This window comes from Nocardia sp. NPDC004654, from assembly GCF_040609595.1.
GTDB lineage: Bacteria > Actinomycetota > Actinomycetes > Mycobacteriales > Mycobacteriaceae > Nocardia.
In genome coordinates this window covers 561,694-582,281 of sequence record NZ_JBEXKI010000003.1, presented here as the reverse complement: position 1 = coordinate 582,281, position 20,588 = coordinate 561,694, and the positions used below count along the sequence as shown (strand labels likewise).

Sequence of the window (20,588 nt, the reverse complement as noted above, 5' to 3'; positions counted from 1 at the left end):
CGCAGCGGGCGGCTACGCCGTCCGATCGTGCCGATATGCTCGCGCGATGCGGATTTCGGCGCGTGAGTGGCTCGGGCAACTGCTCGACGCGGAGTCCTTCGTCAGCTGGGATCGGCCACCGCTCGAGGTGGCCGCGTCCCCGCGTTACCGCGAGGATCTGCGCAAGGCGACCGCCGCGGCGGGCACCGACGAGTCGGTGCTCACCGGGGAAGGACTGTTGCGCGGCCGCCGGGTGGCCGTGATCGCCTGCGAGTTCGGCTTTCTCGCGGGCTCGATCGGCGTTGCGGCGGCCGAACGCATCGTCGACGCCGTCGAACGGGCGACCGAGCTGGGGCTGCCCCTCGTCGCGTCACCGACCTCCGGCGGCACCCGCATGCAGGAGGGCACCGTCGCCTTCGTGCAGATGGTGAAGATCGCGGGCGCGGTCGCCGCGCACAAATCCGCCGGGCACCCCTACCTCGTGTACCTGCGCGACCCCACCATGGGCGGTGTGTTCGCGTCGTGGGGTTCGCTCGGCCACATGACCTTCGCTCAGCCGGGCGCGCTGATCGGGTTCCTCGGTCCGCGCGTCTACAAGGCGCTGTACGGCAAGGACTTCCCGGAGGGCGTGCAGATCGCGGAGAACCTGTACCACCGCGGCGTCATCGACGGCGTGGTGCCGGTGCACGTCTTCCGCAGGATCGCCCATCGCGCGCTGAGCGTGCTCAGCGGAGAAGTGCGGGCGGACGACGCGATCGCGAACAATCCTCGGCAAGCGGAACCGACCGTGACGATCGGGCGGCCCGACGCATTGCTGTCCTCCGCCGACGCCGCCTGGCAGTCGGTGCGGGCATCCCGCCGCCCCGCCCGTCCCGGCCTCCGCGATCTGCTGCGCCATGTCACGCAACGGGTTCCGCTCAGCGGCACCGGACAGGGTGAGACCGATCGCAGCGTGGTGCACGCGCTCGCCAGGTTCCGCGGACAGCCGTGCGTGGTCTTCGGGCACGATCGCGCCGGACGTCTCGGCGAGACGATGGGACCGGCCGCGTTGCGCGAGGCGCGGCGCAGCATGGCGTTGGCCGAAGAGTTGCGGATACCGCTGGTGCTGGTGATCGACACCGTCGGCGCTGCGCTGTCCAAGGAGGCCGAGGAGCGCGGACTCGCCCCGGAAATCGCCCGCTGCATCGCCGATCTGGTGACCTTGGACACTCCGACCGTCTCGGTGCTGCTCGGCCAGGGCACCGGCGGCGGCGCGCTCGCGCTGCTGCCCGCCGACCGCGTGCTGGCCGCCACGCATGCCTGGCTGGCCCCGCTGCCCCCGGAAGGCGCCAGCGCGATCGTCTTCCGCGACACCGAACACGCGCCGGAACTCGCCGCCGCCCAACGCATCAGCGCCCCCGCGCTGCTCGCCGACGGCATCGTCGACCGCATCGTTGCGGAACATCCCGACGCCGCCGACGAACCCGTCGACTTCGCCCGCCGCATGGTCGCCGCCATCGGCGAAGAGCTGAGCCTCCTGCGCGGCCTGCCCCTGCACGATCTCGAACGCGCACGGCACCAGCGCTACCGCAGACTCGGCCTTCCGGCGGGCCGCTGAACCACCCCCGGACCGACGCCCAGACGACCCATTCGACCCGAACCGTCGAGCGAAATGGCTGGTGCACGCGTTTTGAACCGGGTGTCAACACGCGCATAAGCGTCGTTGACGGTTCGCCCCCGCACTTCTACGGTCGATCGGGTGAGCTTCCGAAGCGAGACCTCCGCCGTGCCGTCGATCGTGTTGAACGACGGCAACGTCATCCCGCAACTCGGATTCGGCGTGTTCCAAGTGCCGCCCGAGGATGTGTCCGATGTCGTGACCGCCGCGCTCGAGGCGGGCTACCGCAGCATCGATACCGCCGCCGCCTACAACAACGAGCAGGGGACGGGGCAGGCGATTCGCGCGTTCGGGCTGCCGCGCGACGAGGTCTACGTCACCACCAAGCTATGGAACTCGGATCAGGGCTACGACGCCACGCTGCGCGCCTTCGACGCGAGCATGGACAAGCTCGGCTTGGACTACCTGGATCTCTACCTGATCCACTGGCCGGTGGCGATCGCCGGCAAGTTCGTCGACAGCTTCCGCGCCTTCCAGGAGCTCAAGCGGCAGGGCCGGGTCCGGTCGATCGGTGTGTCCAATTTCACCGTGGCGAACCTGCGCCGGGTGATCGAGGAGACCGGCGAGATCCCGGCCGTCAACCAGATCGAGCTGCATCCGGGTCTCGCCCAGCGCGAGCTGCGTGACTTCCACGCCGAGAACGCGATCGCCACCGAGGCGTGGAGCCCGCTCGGCCAGGGCACCCTGCTGGAAGACCGGACCATCACCGCGATCGCCGCCGAGCTGGGCCGCATGCCCGCTCAGGTGATCATCCGGTGGCACTTGCAGCTCGGCAACATCGTCATTCCGAAGTCGGTCACCCCTTCGCGGATGGCCGCCAACTTCGACGTGTTCGGCTTCGAGCTCACACCCGAGCAGATGGACGCGATCAACGAACTCGACCGCGGCGGCCGCATCGGTCCGAACCCGGACACCTTCACCGCCGGTCTCTGAAAAGAAACTCCGTCAGCTCGACGGCGGCGGCGCGACCAGCGCGGTTCGCGCCGATGGTGCTCGCCGACGGGCCGTAGCCGATCAGGTGGACGCGCGGATCGACGGCGACCTGCGTCGCGAGCCGCCCGGTCATGGTGATCCCGCCGCCCGGCCCGCGCAGCCGCAGCGGGGCCAGATGGTCCAGCGCGCTGCGGAAACCGGTGGCCCACAGGATGACATCGGCCCGCTGGAAAGTTCCGTCCGCCCAGCGCACGCCGTCGGGTTCGATGTGGTCGAACATCGGCCGCCTGCGCAGCACGCCGCGCGCGTCGGCGGCGCGCAGGCGATCGTCCCAGCGCAGCCCGGTCACCGAGACCACCGAGCCGGGCGGGAGCCCGTCGCGCACGCGGTCCTCCACCATCGCCACCGCGGTTCGGCCCGCCTCGTCGGTGAACTCCGCGTCGCGGAACACCGGTTCGGTCCGCGTGACCCAGGTGGTCGCGGTGACCTTCGAGATCTCGTCGAGCAACTGCACCGCCGAGATACCGCCGCCGACGATCACGACGTGCTTCCCGGCGAACTCTTCGGCGGTCCGATAGTCGCGGGTGTGCAGCTGACGTCCCGCGAAGCTCTCCTGACCGCGGTAGCGCGGGACGAACGGCCGCTCCCACGTTCCGGTGCCGTTGATCAGCCCGCGCACCCGGAGCGTGCCCGCGCTGTCGGTCTCCGCGTTGAGCACGGCGCCGCGCCCGTCGCAGCGCTGCCCGTCCTCGGTGCGGTCGCAGACCACGTCGACCGACACCTGCCTGCGCACCCGAAGATCGAAGCGCTTCTCGTACAGCTCGTAATAGTGCGGAACGGCCGTGGCGGCGGGCGCGCTTTCCGAGCCGGGCGGCAAGGTCTCGGCGAATGACATGCCGGGCAGGTCGTGCACCCGGTTGACGGTGGTGAGCGTCAGCGATGGCCAGCGGAATTGCCAGGCGCCGCCGGGTCCCGGCGCGTGGTCGACGATGAGAAAGTCCCGTTCGGGGCGCAACCCGAGGCGGCGGAGGTGGTAGCCGGCCGACAGCCCCGCCTGACCAGCGCCGATCACCAGGATGTCGAAGTCGGTCGGCACAGCCGCCGATCGTATCGCCTTCGGCGTCTCCCGCGGCCGCCTGTGGCAGAGTGAGAGTAACCAAACGACACGTTCAGTTGGGGAGGATGCATGCTCGGTGTTAGCCGAGATGGTGATGTCGTCACCATCGAATTACAACGCGAGGAGCGACGCAACGCGCTCAACAGCGAACTCGTGACCCGGCTACGCGAGGCCGTCCTAGCCGCCGTCGCCGATGGCGCACGGGTGATCGTGCTGACCGGGCGCGGCCCCATCTTCAGCGCGGGCGCCGATCTGTCCGGCGTCTACTCCGACGATTTCCTCTCCGGCCTGCTCGACATGCTGCACACGATCGAGTCGGCTCCGGTGCCGATCATCTCCGCCATCAACGGCGGCGCGCTCGGCGCGGGCGTGCAAATCGCGCTCGCCTCGGACCTGCGGGTGATCTCGCCGGACGCCTACATCGCCATCCCGGCCGCCAAGCTCGGCATCACCGTGGACCGCTGGACCGTGCGGCGGCTGGTCTCGCTGATCGGCGGCGGCCCAGCGCGCACCATTCTCATTGGCGCCGAACCGATTCAGGCCGCCGACTGCTACTCGTTCGGTTTCGCCAACAAGATCGGCACCCTGGCCGACGCGCAGGCGTGGGCCAAGTCGATCGCGGATCTGGCGCCGCTCTCGCTGCGGCACCTGAAGTTGGTGTTCAACGACGATGGCACCCGCGATCCGGAGTCCGCGCAGCAGCGCGCCGCCCTGGAGGCCGCGTGGACCAGCGCCGATGCTGAGGAAGGGCGCGTGGCACGGCAGGAGAAGCGCGCGGCGAAGTTCGTGGGGCGATGATGCGGATCAAACGACTGCTCGGTTACGCGGCGGGCGCGGTCGGGCTCACCTGGGTGGTGCGTGCCGCGTGGGACATACCGTCAGCGATCGGCGCCTCCATGTCGGCCATCCAGCCATACGCGGCCGGATCGGTGAGTTACCGCGATCGCCAATTCCACAACAGGGAGCCGAGCACCCAGATCGTCGCGGGTTCGGTTCCCTCCCTGCTGTATTCGGCGTTCACCAAGCGCAATATCGGCCGCCCGCGCGGGGTGGTTCCGCTGCAGAAGCCGCAGCCGCCCGCCGAGGCCGCCGATCTGGCGGTGACCTGGTACGGCCACGCGTCGGCGCTGATCGAGGTGGACGGATACCGGATTCTCACCGATCCCGTGTGGAGCGAACGGGTTTCGCCCTCCCCGCTGATCGGGCCCGTGCGGCTGCATCCGGTTCCGGTGCCGCTCGCGGACCTGCCGCAGGTCGACGCGGTGATCATCTCGCACGATCACTACGACCACCTCGACAAGGAGACCATCCGGGCGCTGGTGGTCGGCCAGTCCACGCCGTTCCTGGTGCCGATGGGTATCGGCGCGCACCTGCGGCACTGGGGCGTTCCCGAGCATCGCATCGTCGAATTGGACTGGGGCGGTTCGGTTTCCCTCGCCGCCCTGGGCCGGGAACGGGACGGGACCGATCTGGTGCTCACCTGCACCGAGGCCAGGCACTTCTCCGGCCGCGGACTGGTCAGGAACACCACGCTGTGGGCGTCCTGGTCCATCGTGGGTCCGACCCGGCGGGTCTACTTCGGCGGCGACACCGGCTACACCAAGGCGTTCGCCGAGGCGGGCGCGGCGCTGGGGCCGTTCGATCTGACGCTGCTGCCCATCGGCGCGTACGACGAGCGCTGGGCCGACGTGCACATGAACCCAGAGGAGGCGGTGCGCGCGCACGCCGACCTGTGCGTCGATGATCCGGGCCACGGCTTGCTCGTGCCGATCCACTGGGCGACGTTCAATCTGGCCTTCCACGGATGGTCGGAGCCGGTGCACCGGATGGTCGACGCGGCGCAGCGGGCGGGCACCTCGGTCGCGGTGCCGATGCCGGGACAGCGTTTGTTGCCGCATGCCCTCCCTCCCCGCGATTCGTGGTGGGAAAATGTAGGTTGACCTGTCGGTATCTCCGACATCCCGATTGGCGACAGGAAAGGAACGACGGCGATGAGCCTGGCGGACACTTTGAAAGGCCTGGTCGGTAAGGGAAAGGACGCGGCGGCCAAGAACGCCGACAAGATCAACCAGGCGGTCGACAAGGCCGGTGACTTCATCGACCAGAAGACGCACGGGAAGTACACGGACAAGATCGAGAAGGGCAAGGAGGCCGCCAAGAAGGTGGTGCCGCCCGAACACCCCGGCCAGCCCGGGCAGCCCGGCCAGCCGGGTCCGACACCGAAGGCCTGAGGACGCACGGCCGGGGACCGCCCACCTGTCGGTCCCCGGCCGTAGTATCGAGTCATGGTGTCCCGCCGTGCATTCGGTGGTGGTCCTGGCCGACCGAGTATCGAGGTCGAACTCAGCAACCTCGACAAGGTGCTGTATCCGGCGACCGGGACCACCAAAGGCGAGGTGATCGCCTACTACTCGGCCATCGCCCCGGCGATGCTGCCGCATATCGCCGGGCGTCCGGTGACCCGAAAGCGCTGGCCCAACGGGGTCGACGAACCCTCCTTCTTCGAGAAGAACCTCGCCGAACACGCACCGTCCTGGATCGAACGCCGCACGCTCGCGCACTCCGATCGGCGGGTGGCTTATCCGCTGATCGACTCCGAGGCCGGCCTGGCCTGGATCGGGCAGCAGGCTTCGCTGGAAGTCCATGTGCCGCAATGGCGCTTCGACGGCGACGAGATGGGTCCGGCGACCCGGATCGTCTTCGACCTCGATCCGGGACCCGGAGCCGGTCTGCCGGAATGCGCGACGGTCGCGCTCGCCGTGCGGGAGATGGTCGAGGGGATCGGACTGCACGCGTTCCCGGTCACCAGCGGCAGCAAGGGCATTCACCTCTACGTCCCGCTGGACCGGGTGCTGAGTTCCGGTGGCGCGTCGACGGTGGCCAAACAGGTGGCCACCAATCTGGCGAAGCTGCACCCGGAACTGGTCACGGCGACGATGGCCAAATCCGTCCGGCGCGGCAAGGTCTTCCTGGACTGGAGCCAGAACAACCCGGCCAAGACCACCATCGCGCCCTATTCGCTGCGCGGCCGCGCCGAGCCCAACGCCGCGGCGCCACGCACCTGGGCCGAGATCGAGAACCGGAAGAAACTGCGGCACTTGCGTTTCGAGGAAGTGCTCGCGCGCTGGCGGGACGACGGGGATCTGCTCGCCGAGATGGACCCGCCGGATTCCCGAGGCGGCACCGACGCGCTGAGCAAGTACCGCTCGATGCGCGATCCGGCGCGCACACCGGAGCCGGTGCCGTCCGCGCCGCCCGCACCGGGCGCGGGAGACCGGTTCGTGGTGCAGGAGCATCACGCGCGCAGGCTGCACTGGGACGTCCGGCTGGAGCGCGACGGCGTGCTGGTGTCCTGGGCGGTGCCGAAGGGTCCGCCGACCTCGTCGCGGCAGAACCGGCTCGCGGTGCACACCGAGGACCACCCGCTGGAGTACCTGCACTTTCACGGCGAGATCCCGAAGGGGGAGTACGGCGCGGGGGAGATGACCATCTGGGATACCGGCACCTACGAGACCGAGAAGTGGCGCGACGACGAGGTGATCGTCCGCTTCCACGGCGAACGGCTCACCGGCCGTTACGCGCTCATCCAGACCAACGGCAACCAGTGGCTGATGCACCTCATGCGCGATCAGCAGCAGGGCGCGGAAGCCGTTGCGGACCAGCCGGATTCGGCTGCCGAGTCGGCCGACGGAGCGCGCGGCGAGCCCGGCCCCGCGGACGAATCGGCCGACAGGGCACCGATCGAAACGGCCGTACCTGCGGGCGGTTCCGCGCCCTTTCCCCGCGGTCTCGCGCCGATGCTCGCGGTCTCCGGTGACGTCGCCGAGCTGGACGAGGTCGAATGGTGCTTCGAGACGAAGTGGGACGGCTTCCGGCTCATCGCCGAGATCGACTCCGGCGCGGTGCTTTTGCGCAGCCGCGCGGGCAACGTGGTGACCTCCCGTTACCCCGGCATCGGGGTGCTGGCCGAGGAACTGGACGGTCACCGCGTCGTCCTGGACGGCGAGGCGGTGGTGTTCGACGATCACGGCGTCGCGAATCTGGGCCTGCTGCAAGCGGATGCCGCCCGGGCCGTCTTCGTCGCGTTCGACGTGCTGTATCTGGACGGCACCTCGCTGGTCCGCAAACGCTATTCGGATCGTCGGCGGGTGCTGGAGGCGCTGGCCGCGAACGCGCCGTCGCTGCGCGTGCCGCCCCGGCTGGACGGTCCGGGCGCCACCGCCCTGCGCTACAGCCAGCAGCACGGCATGGAAGGCGTCGTCGCCAAGCGCAAGGACTCGGTGTATCTGCCGGGCAAGCGCGGACATTCGTGGGTCAAGCAGCGCAACTGGCGCACCCAGCGAGTTGTGGTCGGCGGTTGGCGGCGCAGCGAGGCGCGCGAGTTCAAGTCGCTGCTCGTCGGCATTCCGTACCAGGACCGGCTGATCTACGTGGGCCGGGTCGGCACCGGTTTCGACGACGCGGGGATGCGGGACTTGGCCGCACGGCTGCGCAAGCTGGAACGCAAGACCAGTCCGTTCGACAATCCGCTGACCGCCGAGGAACGCAAGGAAGCGGTGTGGGTGTCGCCGAAGATCGTGGGCACCGTGCGCTTCATGAACTGGACCGAGACCGGACGGCTGTGGCATCCGGGCTGGGCCGGTGAATCCGAATGACGGTGTGACGCCGTTCGCTAAGGGTTTGCCAAGGCCTGGCCAGGTCGACTCGGCCCAGGATGCCGCGAAGAAGGCCGTTCGGAAAGAAGGCTGACCGATACCTGTCGGCCCGGCGCGCGCCGGGCCGACAGGTATCGGTTCACTCCTTCTCGCCCGCCAGCAGCGGCGTGATGGTCGCGGAATCCGTCACGATCGCGTGCCCCTGGAACTCGAAATCCGCGTAGGCGCGCGCGATCGCGTCCTGATCCCGGCCGCCGCACGCGTCGCTGATCACCACCGGGACGAACCCGAGATCGGTGGAGTGGGTGATGGTCGGCGCGATGCCGATCTCCATCGCGACGCCCATGATGGCGTACGCCCCGATGCCGAGGTCGCGCAGCGTGCTGGCCAGCGGTGTGCCCTCGAAGGCCGACATCGAGGTCTTGTCGAAGACCACCTCGTCGGGCCGTGGCCGCAGCTCCGGCACCAGCTCGAAGGGCGGGGTATCGCGCTGGAGAATGGATTTCACCTCGTCGGCCGAGTCGACCCCCTGCCAGCTCATCGCCATCCGCAGCGCGAACTTGCCGCTGAGCCGGTGCGGCAGGAAGAAGTGCCGCAGGAAGATGACCGGGTAGCCGCCGCGCCGCGCCGCCTCGACCACGGGCACCACCCGCTGGATGATCTCGGGGCCGTCCGGCAGCTGCGACAGCACACCCACCTGCATGTCGTAGACGATCACCGCCATCCGGTCCGGACCGCACACATCGGCGAGCCCCTCGGGAATGTCCAGTCCGTTGCCGTACCGCATGGTCAGCTCTCCTTCTCGATGACCGCGTCGCCGGGCCGTGTTGAGCGGCGATTCGGTTGCGCTGAGGGCACTTTCGCACCACTGTAACCACGCGCGCCAAGAATGTTGCCGGGCGGCCGCCACGGCAGTACCGTCGATTGACTCGAGGCGAGGTCGGGTGCGCCTCGGTGAAACCTGGAGCTCGAGATGAGGACGAAGAACGGCCGTTCGGTCCTGGCATTCGGCGCGCTTCTGCGGGGATTCGCGGTCGCCGCGATGGTGTCGCTCAGTCTGCTCGCGCATGTCGCCCCGAGCGCGGCGATTCCACGGCCCGACGCCGACCCGTTCTACGCCGCGCCCGCCGACCTCGCCGAGTATCCCGCGGGCGCCGTCATCAGATCCCGGCCGATCGCGCCGCTCGGTCTGCCGCTGCCGATTTCGGCCTGGCAGGTGCAGTACCGGACCAACGACGCGAACGACGAGCCCATCCCCGGCATGGCCACGGTGCTGGCCCCGATTCTGCCGTGGTGGGGCCAGGGCGAGCGACCGCTGCTGTCCTATCAGGTGCCCGAGGACAGTCTCGGCAGCCACTGCGCGCCCTCCTACGCGCTGCGCGGCGGGTGGGAACTGAGCGGCGTGACCACCTATATCGACACGCCCTTCCTCGCGGACGCGCTGCGCCGCGGCTGGGCGGTGGTGGTCAGTGACTACGAGGGGCCGTGGTCCCGCTTCCTCGACGGGGTGAACTCAGGGCGTGGCGTGCTCGACGGCATCCGGGCGGCAAGGGCGTTCGGCGCGGGCGGCGTCGGGCCGACGAGTCCGATCGGCGCGTACGGGTATTCGGGCGGCGCCTACGCGACGCTGTGGGCCGCGCAGCTGCAACCGGACTACGCACCGGACGTCGCGTTCGCCGGGATCACCTCCGGCGGAGTGCCCGCCGACTGGCCCGCCATCGCCCGCGGCGTGGACGGCGGCGTGCAGGCCGGGCTGGCGTTGCTGATCGTGCTCGCGATCGCCCGCGACCATCCGGGATACGGCGTGACGGAGCTGCTCAACGAGCGCGGGCACGCGATGCTGGCCGAGGACGGCTCGGCCTGCGGGCTGGACCTGATACTGAAGTACAACGGCACGCGCGTCGACGACTTCACGATCGAGCCGGACCTCTTGGCGCACCCGGCCTTCCGCGCGGCGACGGACGCGCAGGAGCTGGGCGCGAGCCCGCCGCGGGTACCGACCTACCTCTACCACAGCACCACCGACGACGTGATTCCCGTCGCGGGCTTCACCGCGCTGCTGGACCGCTACTGCGCGCTCGGCGCGGACATCACCTTCACGCATTCGACGCTGCCCGGCCACAATCCGACCGCGATCGTCGAGGCGATCGGGGCGATGAACTATCTCGCCGATCGGTTCGCGGGGGTGCCGGTAGCGGCGGGGTGCCACCCTCGCTGAGGACGCTGGACGAAGAGCGGCGCGCACCGACTCGAGGGGTCGTCGGTGCGCGCCGCGTTCGGGAAGGGTGGCTCAGTTGGCCGGGGATCCGGCCTGTTCCGCCCACTTGGTGGTGCCCGACGGGGCGTTCAGGGTGTTGATCAGGTCGATGCCCGCGACGAGCAAGGTCGGTCCGCCGACCGCGATGGTGCCGATGATCGCGCCGATGGCGGCGGCGACGGGAACCGTGGCAATGCCGAGCACACCGCCCGCGAAGCCGATCAGTCCAACGGCGCCGCCGATGACCAACCCGATGAAGCTGCCGATCGCGGTCGCGATGCTGAACTGGGAGAGGAACGAGTCCATGGCGCGCTGGTTCTCGATAGGCGAAGCGACGGGCAACACCTGGGCCGGACGCGCCTGCGCGACGTTCTCGACCGCCGTCAGCTCCAACACCCGGCCGCCGTCGCGGATCTCGTGCGGCAGCGGGAATTCCAGCCCGTCCTGCCGGACCGAGAGCGGCAGGGTGAGGACCGCGTTTCCGGCGGAGTCGTTGATCTCCACGGAGTTGCCGGTCAGTTCGAAAGAACCGTCCGTGAGGGTGGTGATGATCTTGTCGCCGACCAGCTTCGCCTCGTACCCGATGTTCGGGACGGGGGCGGCGGCCGGTTGTGCGTGCACAGTGCCCGCGCCGACGGCGACGGCGGCGACGAGCGGTACGGCTGCCGCGGTGATCTTGCGGAGAATCATTTCCAGAGTTCCAATCTGCATCAGGTTTTCATGCCCTACGAACGCCCCGCACGTCGAAAAACCTTCCCCCTCAACGCGTGCGAAGCCTTGATGTGATCCAGAGAACAGCTGCGCCGTCTGCCACACTACTGGGCGATTGCCCGTTTGGGCCCTGAAATTGGGGGGTATTCCCGTTTCTTATCGCTATCGGTTGTCGCGCCATTGCCGAAGGCGTTATGCCACTTGGCTATACGGGCACGTCAAAGCGTCATCCCTGGCCCAGTGGGCCTTTACGAACGAAGTCCGTCGAAGGCGCACGCGGCCGGAGCCGCGTGAAGGTATGTCGCACTGGAGGTTTGCTACAACCGGCGGTACGTGACTCGCCGATGCGGAGAGCTCCTATTCGACGGAACTCTTGATCTTCTCGATCGCCTTCGCGTTCAGCTCGTCCTGCTGCTGGAAGGCCGACGCGATCGCGTCGACGCCGCCGCTGAGCGCCTCGATCGACTTGCCGAGGCCCTCGATGCCTTTCATGCCGTCCTCGGCGCCCGGCGTGTACTCCTTGGCGAAGTTCTGGCCGATCTCGTCGCCGCCCCAGCACTCGCCCTCGGCCGCGACCGTGGTCTGCACGTTCTTTACCGCCTCGAGCACCTTTTCCGCGGCCGCGGCGAAGCCGGGCTTGGTGGAGCGAAGGGCATCGGGGTCGACCTGCAAGCTACTCATCTACCGCCCTCCAGATACCCGCGGCTCCGGTAGTACTCGTCCTCGGCTTCGTCGTCCAGCTCGGCGGGCTGGACCGTCGCCTCGACCGAGACCGGTTCGGGGAACAGGGAATTCACCAGGTCCTTGATGCTCGGCGCACCGGGCACCAAGTCCGGCAGATCGGGAATGTCGGCGCCCACCTGCTCGAACGCGCCGAAGGTGCGCTGCGCTTCCTCGCTGGCCAAGCGGGCGGCGGCCTGGGTCGCCTCGGTCATCGCCGCGCCGAGCTTCTGCGGCGTCGAGCGTTTGAAGGCGTCCGGCTCGACGTGCACCTCGACCGGCACGCCCGCGGAATTGCTGGTGACCCGGACAAGATTGTCCGAGGACCACGCGGTCACCGTGGCCGCGGCCAGCCGCGCGCTCGCCTCGGCCAGCTCCCTGCGCTGCTGCTCGAATACCTCCATCAGGTCGTCGATCTCGCCGCGCAGCGCCTCGTTGCGCGCCAGCTGCGCCGCGCGTTCACTGTCGGCCATCGGCCACCCCCGCTCGTTCGAGTTCCGGTCCGTCATGGATTTCGACGCGCCGCGCCGATGATCGGTTCCCCTCAGTCTGCCGTGTCGCGGTTCGCGCTGTCGTCCCAGCCTCCGAGGCCGCTCAGATCAGCACGTCGAGCAGCACCGAGCCCGCGCACACGAGCACGACGAGGCTCAGCGCGACCGCGTCGCGGCGGCCCGGCGCGCTCGGCCGGGCGGTCAGCTGCCCGGTGCCGCCGCGGGCGGTGATGGCCTCGCCGAGCTCGGTGGCGCGGCGGGTGGCGACGGCCATGGCCGCGGTGAGGATGTCGATGATCGGGCTGTCGGACGCGCGGTCCAGCAACCGGTCCTTGGGCCGCAGTTTGCGGGCCGCGCGCAGCACCCGGATCTCCTCGAGCAGCAGCGGCAGTCCGCGCAGCGTCAGCGCCACCACGACGGCCCATTCGTCCACCGGGATTTTCAGTTTGCGCAGCGGTGCGCCCAATTTGGCCAGTGCGGGGGCGATCTCGCCCATGGGCGTCGTCCACGCGATCAAGAACGAGGCGGCCACCAGAATCAGGCCGAAGATCATCACCTGGGTGTAGCGGAGCACCGCGGCGCCGCCCACTGGCAGATTGATCAGCGCGCCCGCGCCGAGCAGCGCCCAGAACCACCACGGCAGCCTGGGCAGAGTGCCGAGCGGCAGCCGGGCGAGCAGACCGATCGCGAGCAGGAAGACGACCATCGCGCCGAGCACCGGCCAGGTCGGCCAGAACATCAGCAGCAGGCTGATCAGGAACGCGGCGATCATCTTGGTGCCAGCCCACAGGTTGTGCACCGGGCTGGACACCGGCACCTGGCGAAGCAGGACGGTACTCATGCCTGCGCCTCGCTGACGCTCGGCTCCGGCGTGCGCACGGCGCGCTGGCACATGATTCGCTCACTCCGTTCGCTCATTCCGCACCCCCGTGTCCGAAGCGCCACGCCGCGTCGCCCGGCCGTGGCGGTGCGGCCGACCGCGGATCGAAGCGATGCGCCGCGGGCGCGGCGTCGGAGACCGGCTGCGTCTCCAGGATGCGACCCGAACTGAGGTGCACGGTGCGATCGCACACGGCGGCCATGTCCGCCACGTCGTGTGAGATGACGATCAGCGTCAGCCCGGAATCACGCAGCCGGGCAAGTAGTTCCACGATGTCGGCGCGACCCTCCGGATCCAGACCGGCCAGCGGTTCGTCGAGCACGACGACCTGCGGGTGACTCGCCACGATGGCGGCGAGGACGACGCGCTTGGCCTGCCCGCCGCTGAGTTCCTCGATGGAGCGGGCGGCCAGCGCGCGGTCCAGGCCGACCGCGTCCAGAGCACGGCCGACCGCGCCGGACCCGGTGGCGCGCCCGCCCCAATCGGAGATCTCCGCGCCGACCGTCTGCTTCTGCAATTGCAGCCTGGAGTGCTGGAAGGCCAGCTCCACCCGGCCGATCTGGCGCGTCACCGGGCGGCCGCCGAGATCGCAGCGTCCCGAGGTCGGGTGGATCAGGCCCGCGATGATCCAAGCCAGCGTCGATTTGCCGGACCCGTTGCCGCCGACGACCAGCAGCGCCTCGCCGCGGCGCACCACCAGGTCGACACCGTGCAGGGCGGGCGCCTCCCACGGCGTGCCCCGGTTGTAGGTGTGCCGGACGTCGCGCAGTTCGAGGATCGTCTGCCCGACGGGCCTGCGGCGGGCGTCGCGCACCGGTTGCGGCCAGCGGGGCAAGTGCTCTACGGTGCGGCCGCCCGCCAGGTGCACCACGCGATCCGCGGCCGCGGCATCGGCCTCGTGGTGGGTCACCAGCACCACGGCCATCGGATGGCGGCGCGGCAGTTCGCCGAGCAGGGCGACGAGTTCGCGGCGGCCCTCGGGATCGATCATCGAGGTGGCCTCGTCGGCGATGAGCAGCGCGGGACGGCGGGCCAGCGCCGCCGCCACGGCGAGGCGCTGCTGTTGCCCGCCGGAGAGAGTGGCGGTCTCGCGGTCGCCCATCCCCGCCAGACCGACCTCGCCCAGCAGCGCCTCGGTGTCGACTTCGGCTGCCAGGTCCGGCGGCAGTCCCCAGACCACGTCGTCGGCGACCAGGACGCCGAGGGTCTGGCTCTCGGGTCGTTGCAGCACAAGGGCCGTCCCGCCGAGGTGGCCGAGACCCGCGGAGCCGGGACGCTCGACCGTTCCCGAGGTGGGCGGCAGACCCGCGAGCAGCCGGGTGAGGGTGGATTTGCCGGAGCCGTTGTGGCCGACGATCGCGACGAACTCGCCGACCCGCACGCTCAGGTCGATGTCGCGCAGCGCGTCGGTGTGCGCGCCCGGATAGCGGAAACCCGCCGAGTGCAGCGTCACCGGAAGCGGCGCGATCGGTCGATCGTCCACCGGCGCGTCGAGACGGTCCCGAGTGGGCAGCCAGGCCAGTCGGTCCAGCACCGAGCCCAGCACGAACCAGGAGAACAGTGCGCTCACCACCACGCCGAGCAGGACGCCGCCGCCGACATAGACCCACCACCAGGCGAGCACGGCGTCGGTGGCATCCGCCGCGGCCCGCCCGAGCGGCTCCAGCGCGGGTTGTCTCGCGGCGATCCGCTGCACACCGTTCGCGGTGTTGCGGATGGCGTCGAAGAGCAGCTCGCGGGTCCGCCCGGCCACCAGCAGCGAGCCGACGCTGAACGCGCCCCACAGCGCGCCCGCCAGCGACGCGAGCAGGAAGACCGAGAACAGCCCGCCGCCGCGGCGCTTGACCCCGCCGATGATGCCGCCGATCGTCGCCGACGCGACCACACCGAGCGCGGGCATGACGCCCGCCGCGACGAAGGTGACCAGGGTGGCGGAGGCGGTCGCCGCGACGAGCGCGCGCGGCCGGTAGCGGTGCGCGAGCATGCCCATCGGCACGGCCGCGACGATTTGCAGGGCGGCTGCCAGCGGGACAACAGACCCGACGGTGACCAGCCCGACCGTCACGCCGCCCAGTACCGCGCCGGTGGCCAGTTCGATCGGGCGCAGCGGCCCGCGCTCTTCGAAACCGGTCCGGCCGTCGGCCGTGGGCAGATCACTCACGTGACAAGTCTGCCAGGGGTGACGGCGGAGGGCGGGTTCGCCGGATCAGGCGGCCCTGGTGAGGGTGTAGTGCTCGCGGTTCAGTCTGCGGGTGCGGCGGCGGTAGCTGGAGACGGTGCCCGGCCAGTTGTTGGTGATGCGTCCCGAGGCGGTGCGGTACCAGCTGGTGCAGAAGTTCCACGGCGTGCGGGCCAGGCGCCGTTGGAGCGCGTCGTTGAATTCGCGCTCCTGCTCGCCGCGCACCTCGAGGCAGTGGCCGGGGTGCTCGGCGAGCAGCCGAACGGCCTGCCGGATGTAGCGGGCCTGGGATTCGATCATGTAGATGATCGAGCCCGCGGCGAGGTTGGTGTTCGGACCGTAGACCAGGAAGAGGTTCGGGAAATCGGGCACGGCGATGCCGAGGTAGGCGTGCGCGCCGTCGGCCCACGCGTCGGCGAGTTTGCGACCGCCGCGACCGTAGATCTGCATCGGCCAGAGGAATTCGGTGCCCTTGAAACCGGTGCCGTAGATGATCACGTCGGCCTCGTGCAGTCGTCCGTCCGCGGTGCGCGCGCCCTCGGGCACGATCTCGCTGATCGCGGTGGTCTCGACCGCGACATTGGGCTGGCTGAGCGCGGGGTAGTAGTCGTTGGAGAAGAGCCCGCGCTTGCAGCCGATGGGGTAGTCGGGGGTCAGCTTGGCCCGCAGCTCCGGATCGGGGACCTGCATGCGCAGGTGTTTCTCGGCAATCCTGGCGACGCCGCGCGCGATCGCGGGGAACTCGACGAGCCCGAGCGAGACGAACTCCCCGGTCGACCACCAGCCGAACCGCTCCACCAGGAGCGCACCGGGCACCTTGGCGAACAGCTTGTGCTGGAGCGGGCTGTAGTCGGTGTCGAATTTGGGGATGACCCAGGCCGCGGTGCGCTGGAACAGCGTCAGGTGCTCGACCTTCGGCTGGATCTCCGGGATGTACTGGATGGCGCTCGCCCCGGTGCCGACGCAGAGGACCCGCTTGCCCTCCAGTTCCACGTCGTGATTCCACTCGGCGGAGTGGAAGGACGCGCCCGCGAAGGTGTCGATGCCGGGAATGTCCGGCAGCGCGGGCCGGGAGAGCTGGCCGACCGCGGAGATCAGCACGTCGGCGGTCCGCGCGGCGCCGTCGGCGGTGCGGACCGTCCACCGGCCGGTTCGCTCGTCGAATTCGGCGTCGGTCACCTCGGCGCCGAAGACGATGTCCGCGAGCAGCCCGTGCCTGCGCGCGACGCCGCGCAGATAGTCGTGGATGGCTTCGCGGCCGGAGTAGCGCTGCGGCCAGTCCGGCTTCGGTTCGAAGGAGAAGGAGTAGAGCGGCGATGGCACGTCGCAGGCCGCGCCGGGGTAGGTGTTCTCCCGCCATACCCCGCCGAGATCGGCGGCCCGCTCCAGGATCGTGATGTCGCGGACCCCGTTGCGCCGCAGTTCGATCGCCATGCCGATGCCGCCGAAACCCGCGCCGATGATGAGAACCGATGGCCGGTCACCAGCTGTCATGTGACACTCCTCACCACGTCCGATGAACTCCACTCTAGAACCGGTGCCACCGGGCGCATCGAGACTTTCGGCCATAATGTGCGCTGTGGAGCGGGTACTGGCTACCGGAATCCGCGACTGGAACTTCCCGCGCGGCATCGCCAGCGTGGCCCTGATGGTGGGGTACGCGGGCGAGCACGGGGTGCCCGCGGCGCGGATGCTGGCCGGTACCGGGCTGACCGAGCCCCTGCTGCGCGATCCCGACGCCCAGATCGACGCGCACACCGAACTCGCGGTGATCCGCAATCTGGTCCGCGAGGTCGACGCGCCCGCGCTGGGCGTCGAGCTGGGCAGGCGATACCGGATCACCACCTTCGGCATCTTCGGCTTCGCCTGTGTGAGCAGCCCGACCCTCGGCGAGGCGATCTCCTTCGCGCTGCGCTTCTTGGATCTGAGCTTCACCTTCTGCCTGCCGGTCGCGCACTGGGAGGCGGGTGAGTTCGTCGCGCGGGTGCACGACGAGTCGGTGCCCGCCGACGTGCGTCAGTTCCTCGTCGAGCGCGACGTGACGGCCATGTACCAGGTGATGAGCGATCTGCTCGGACGCCAGGTGCCGCTGCTGCGCGCCGAATTCCGTTTCGCCGAACCGGAATACGCCGATCGGATGACCGAGGTGTTCGGCGTCCGCCCCGGTTTCGGCCGCGCGCACAACGTGTTCACCATCGACCCGGAGATGCTGGAACAGCCGCTGCCCCAGGCCAACGAGCACACCTGGGCCATGTGCCTCGCGCAGTGCCGTCAGCTGGTCGACCGCCGCCGCGCCCGCACCGGCATCGCGGCGGAGGTGCGCGAACTGCTGGTGCCCGGCGGCGCCGACGGTTTCGCCGCGCCACCCGGTATCGATCTGGTGGCGCGCGAATTGAACATGAGCACCAGGACTTTGCGCAGGCACCTCGACGCCGCGGGGACCAGCTATCGCGCCCTGCTGGACGAGGTACGTCGCGCGCTCGCCGAGGAAATGCTTACCGCCACACCGCTTTCGGTGAGCGACGTGGCGATCCGACTCGGCTATGCCGAGTCCTCGACCTTCATCTACGCCTTCAAGCGCTGGACCGGGGTGACACCCGCCGCGTATCGGCGCGAACGGATTTCGCTGCGCTGAGCAATCCGGCGGAACGCCGAGTCAGTCCGGCTGAACGCCGAGATAGCCGCCCATCGGGACCGGGCGGAAATGTGTTGTCAGATTGCGGTTCTCGTCGATGATGTGCAGCGCGACGGCCGGGTCGGGCGCGTAATCCATGACGTGATGCGGCAATTCGAGCTCCCATTCGCCGCCGAGCACCGAGGCCGTGCTCGGCGCGACCAGCAGCGGGCGGCCGCCGAACGTCGTGGTCGCCGCGGAATGGGCATGCCCGGTGAGCACGCCGAGGATGCGGTCGTCCCCGGCCACCAGCGCGGCGAGGCGCTCGGGGTCGGCGAGGGTGATGCCGTCGATGATCGGACTGTGCAGGTGCACCGGCGGATGGTGCATGGCGAGCAGGATCGGTCCGTCGGCGGGCGCGTCCGCGAGCACGCCGCCCAGCCAGTCGTAGGTCTCCTCGCTCAACGCGCCGCCCGCCTCCCCGGGAACGCTCGAATCCAGCAGGGCGACAGTCAATTCGCCGATCCGGTGGGCGTTGTTGATCGGGGTGGTCGCGGCCGGTTCGCCGAGCAGCGCGGTGCGGAAGTGGGCGCGGTCGTCGTGGTTGCCCGGCATCGGAAAGACCGGGATGTCGGCGGCCAGCGCGGCGCGCGCCTCGGCGTACTGCTCGGCCTTACCGGAGTCGGTGATGTCGCCGGTCACCAGGATGGCGTCGGGCTTGCGGCGCAGGTCGGCGAGGAAGGTCATCACCCGCTCGACGCGTTCGGCGTTGCGGGTGCCGAGATCGAAGTGTGTATCGCTGACCTGAGCCACCAGGATCATCGGCGTTCGCTTTCTCTGAGGGATCGCTCCGTTGCGTCAGAGGGTGCCCGCATCGTGTGCCCGGCACTTTCTCAGGCTAGATGACCTGCGCATTGTCCGTCTCCATGAGGCTCGCCACCGCATGGGAGGACCCCGTTCCGCAGTGGTGACGGTCACAATTGGTACGCCTGAATGGATGCTTCCGGGCCGGTCGGACCTCGGCTGCTCATGGCCAGCGCGAAGGCGAAGGTACGCCCGACCGGTGCGGGCGGGCGACAGCCGCCATCGAACTGCGCATTGCCGGAGCGAGGGCGGAGATACGCCTATGAGCCGCGCTCGGCGGTGGTATTCGACCACAGGGTGTGCAGGGCGCGGAGAAAAGCTTTGCGGTCGGCCTGGGGGAGTGCCGCCAGCAGCTCGTCCTCCTGTTCGCGGATCTCGTGCCGAGCGCGGGCGAGGGCCGCCTTGCCTTCCTCGGTGAGCGAGACGAGGTTGACGCGCCGATCGGCGGGGTCGGGCGAGCGTTCGATGAGGCCGCGGCGTTGCAGGTCGTCGAGGACGCCGATGATCCGGGTCTTGTCCGCGCCGATGGCCTTGGCAAGCGCGGCCTGGGTGTACACCGGCTCCGGTTCCAGGCCGAGCAGCACTCCGTAGGCCCACATGGTGAGGCCGTTGCGTTCCAGGACGGGTAGTTCCGCGGCGACGAGGGCGCGGCCGAGCGGAACAACCATTGCCGCGAGATCGGGTCGGTCGGGGTCTGGCATGCCTAGAAAATAGTGCTTGGCAGATAATAGGTAGATGCTTACGATAAGCGCATGAGTACGATATTCGAACAAGATGCCAACACGACCGAATCGAACGAGCGGCTCCGCCGACTGCACGCCAGTGCCGTCCGGCTGTGCGCGGAAGCCGTCTCGCACGTGAAACCCGACCATCTCTCGGTCGAAACGCCATGCTCGGAATGGGATTTGCGCGCCCTGCTGGCGCACATGGCGACTCAGGACCGCGGATTCGCGGGGGCGGCGCGCGGTTCGGAGGACCCTGGCGCGTGGGAGGTGCGGGTCGCGGCGGATCCGGTCGCCGACTACCTCGCGGCCGCGGACGAGGTAGTCGCCGCATTCGCCGAGCCCGACGTCTTCGAGCGCACCGTGCTGCTGGCGGAACTGTCGAGCGAGCACCGCTTTCCCGCCGCAACCGTCATCGGGTTCCACTTGGTCGACAGCGTCGTGCACGCGTGGGACGTCGCGCGATCGATCGGCGAGACGATCGACCCGGACCCGGAGGTGGCGCTGATGGCGCTGGAGATCGCGGAGGCGGTTCCGGACGGGCCTTCCCGATCGGAGCCGGGCGCGGCGTTCGCGCCGGTGGTCGCGGGGGCCGACTCGGGTTCGCCCATGGATCGGGTGCTGCGACAGCTCGGCCGCTCGCCCGAGTGGACGCCGACTTCAGCGCGCGCGTAAATCAGCGAGCTTCCGTCGAGAATGCACGCGGGGCAGGTTGCATGCGCGGTGGAGGAGTTCGCTGGGATCGGTGGGGGAGACGGAGGCCAGGGGCCGCCTCGGGCGTCTGAGCCCGTGCTGGCGCGACCTTCGGT

The 20,588-nt window shown here is 69.6% G+C and carries 19 protein-coding genes; 9 read left to right on the top strand and 10 right to left on the bottom strand.

Annotated elements, in window-relative coordinates:
• Positions 1-46: 46 nt before the first annotated feature.
• Positions 47-1,576, top strand: a complete 1,530-nt coding sequence (locus ABZV58_RS12470) for a carboxyl transferase domain-containing protein (protein WP_355000233.1) — start codon at positions 47-49, stop codon at positions 1,574-1,576.
• 141 nt (positions 1,577-1,717) lie between these two features.
• Positions 1,718-2,569, top strand: a complete 852-nt coding sequence (locus tag ABZV58_RS12465; RefSeq protein WP_355000232.1) for an aldo/keto reductase — start codon at positions 1,718-1,720, stop codon at positions 2,567-2,569.
• On the opposite strand, the gene ABZV58_RS12460 is transcribed toward ABZV58_RS12465, so the two are convergent.
• Positions 2,553-3,665, bottom strand: coding sequence for an NAD(P)-binding domain-containing protein (locus ABZV58_RS12460; protein ID WP_355000231.1), 1,113 nt, complete (start codon positions 3,663-3,665; stop codon positions 2,553-2,555). The two genes, ABZV58_RS12465 and ABZV58_RS12460, sit on opposite strands and share 17 nt — an antisense overlap.
• A 90-nt stretch (positions 3,666-3,755) precedes the next feature.
• Here ABZV58_RS12460 and ABZV58_RS12455 point away from each other — a divergent pair, with 90 nt between their 5' ends.
• From ABZV58_RS12455 to ABZV58_RS12440, 4 genes are read left to right on the top strand one after another with little or no spacing between them, the layout of a single operon-like run.
• Positions 3,756-4,484: an enoyl-CoA hydratase gene (locus tag ABZV58_RS12455; RefSeq protein ID WP_355000230.1), complete on the top strand. Its 729-nt coding sequence runs from the start codon at positions 3,756-3,758 to the stop codon at positions 4,482-4,484.
• Positions 4,484-5,626 carry an MBL fold metallo-hydrolase gene (locus ABZV58_RS12450; protein WP_355000229.1) on the top strand — a complete coding sequence of 381 codons (1,143 nt, stop codon included), beginning with the start codon at positions 4,484-4,486 and terminating at the stop codon, positions 5,624-5,626. Before ABZV58_RS12455 ends, ABZV58_RS12450 begins: the two co-directional genes overlap by 1 nt.
• Before the next feature lie 51 nt (positions 5,627-5,677).
• Entirely contained in the window at positions 5,678-5,917 is a 240-nt protein-coding gene (locus ABZV58_RS12445) for an antitoxin (RefSeq protein ID WP_355000228.1), read from the top strand.
• Positions 5,918-5,971: 54 nt separating this feature from the next.
• On the top strand, positions 5,972-8,341 hold the full coding sequence (locus tag ABZV58_RS12440; RefSeq protein WP_355000227.1) for an ATP-dependent DNA ligase: 2,370 nt from the start codon (positions 5,972-5,974) through the stop codon (positions 8,339-8,341).
• Between the two features lie 139 nt (positions 8,342-8,480).
• On the opposite strand, the gene ABZV58_RS12435 is transcribed toward ABZV58_RS12440, so the two are convergent.
• On the bottom strand, positions 8,481-9,128 hold the full coding sequence (locus tag ABZV58_RS12435) for an isochorismatase family cysteine hydrolase (protein WP_355000226.1): 648 nt from the start codon (positions 9,126-9,128) through the stop codon (positions 8,481-8,483).
• A gap of 186 nt (positions 9,129-9,314) precedes the next feature.
• Between ABZV58_RS12435 and ABZV58_RS12430 the strand changes: the two genes are divergently transcribed.
• Complete coding sequence (locus ABZV58_RS12430) at positions 9,315-10,559, top strand: lipase family protein (protein WP_355000225.1); 1,245 nt, start codon at positions 9,315-9,317, stop codon at positions 10,557-10,559.
• A gap of 72 nt (positions 10,560-10,631) precedes the next feature.
• Here the strand turns inward: ABZV58_RS12430 and ABZV58_RS12425 are convergent, their stop codons facing one another.
• The 6 genes from ABZV58_RS12425 to ABZV58_RS12400 all read right to left on the bottom strand — a co-directional run bounded on the left by ABZV58_RS12425 (position 10,632) and on the right by ABZV58_RS12400 (position 17,073).
• Positions 10,632-11,309 carry an ammonium transporter gene (locus ABZV58_RS12425; protein WP_355000224.1) on the bottom strand — a complete coding sequence of 226 codons (678 nt, stop codon included), beginning with the start codon at positions 11,307-11,309 and terminating at the stop codon, positions 10,632-10,634.
• A 357-nt stretch (positions 11,310-11,666) separates the two neighbouring features.
• Complete coding sequence (locus tag ABZV58_RS12420; protein ID WP_355000223.1) at positions 11,667-11,990, bottom strand: hypothetical protein; 324 nt, start codon at positions 11,988-11,990, stop codon at positions 11,667-11,669.
• Positions 11,987-12,502, bottom strand: a complete 516-nt coding sequence (locus tag ABZV58_RS12415; protein ID WP_355000222.1) for a YbaB/EbfC family nucleoid-associated protein — start codon at positions 12,500-12,502, stop codon at positions 11,987-11,989. Before ABZV58_RS12415 ends, ABZV58_RS12420 begins: the two co-directional genes overlap by 4 nt.
• Positions 12,503-12,623: 121 nt before the next feature.
• Positions 12,624-13,361: an energy-coupling factor transporter transmembrane protein EcfT gene (locus tag ABZV58_RS12410; protein ID WP_355000221.1), complete on the bottom strand. Its 738-nt coding sequence runs from the start codon at positions 13,359-13,361 to the stop codon at positions 12,624-12,626.
• A gap of 73 nt (positions 13,362-13,434) precedes the next feature.
• Entirely contained in the window at positions 13,435-15,561 is a 2,127-nt protein-coding gene (locus ABZV58_RS12405; protein ID WP_355000220.1) for an ATP-binding cassette domain-containing protein, read from the bottom strand.
• Between the two features lie 45 nt (positions 15,562-15,606).
• Positions 15,607-17,073, bottom strand: a complete 1,467-nt coding sequence (locus ABZV58_RS12400; protein WP_355000219.1) for an NAD(P)/FAD-dependent oxidoreductase — start codon at positions 17,071-17,073, stop codon at positions 15,607-15,609.
• A gap of 85 nt (positions 17,074-17,158) precedes the next feature.
• On the opposite strand from ABZV58_RS12400, the gene ABZV58_RS12395 reads away from it, so the two are divergent.
• Positions 17,159-18,214, top strand: a complete 1,056-nt coding sequence (locus ABZV58_RS12395; RefSeq protein WP_355000218.1) for an AraC family transcriptional regulator — start codon at positions 17,159-17,161, stop codon at positions 18,212-18,214.
• 21 nt (positions 18,215-18,235) lie between these two features.
• Here ABZV58_RS12395 and ABZV58_RS12390 read toward each other — a convergent pair whose 3' ends face one another.
• Together ABZV58_RS12390 and ABZV58_RS12385 are read right to left on the bottom strand one after the other, a co-directional pair.
• The gene (locus ABZV58_RS12390; protein ID WP_355000217.1) at positions 18,236-19,015 is read right to left on the bottom strand and encodes a metallophosphoesterase; all 780 of its coding nucleotides are present in this window, start codon (positions 19,013-19,015) and stop codon (positions 18,236-18,238) included.
• 302 nt (positions 19,016-19,317) lie between these two features.
• Entirely contained in the window at positions 19,318-19,758 is a 441-nt protein-coding gene (locus ABZV58_RS12385) for a MarR family winged helix-turn-helix transcriptional regulator (protein ID WP_355000216.1), read from the bottom strand.
• Between the two features lie 51 nt (positions 19,759-19,809).
• On the opposite strand from ABZV58_RS12385, the gene ABZV58_RS12380 reads away from it, so the two are divergent.
• Complete coding sequence (locus ABZV58_RS12380) at positions 19,810-20,454, top strand: TIGR03086 family metal-binding protein (protein WP_355000215.1); 645 nt, start codon at positions 19,810-19,812, stop codon at positions 20,452-20,454.
• Positions 20,455-20,588: the final 134 nt, after the last annotated feature.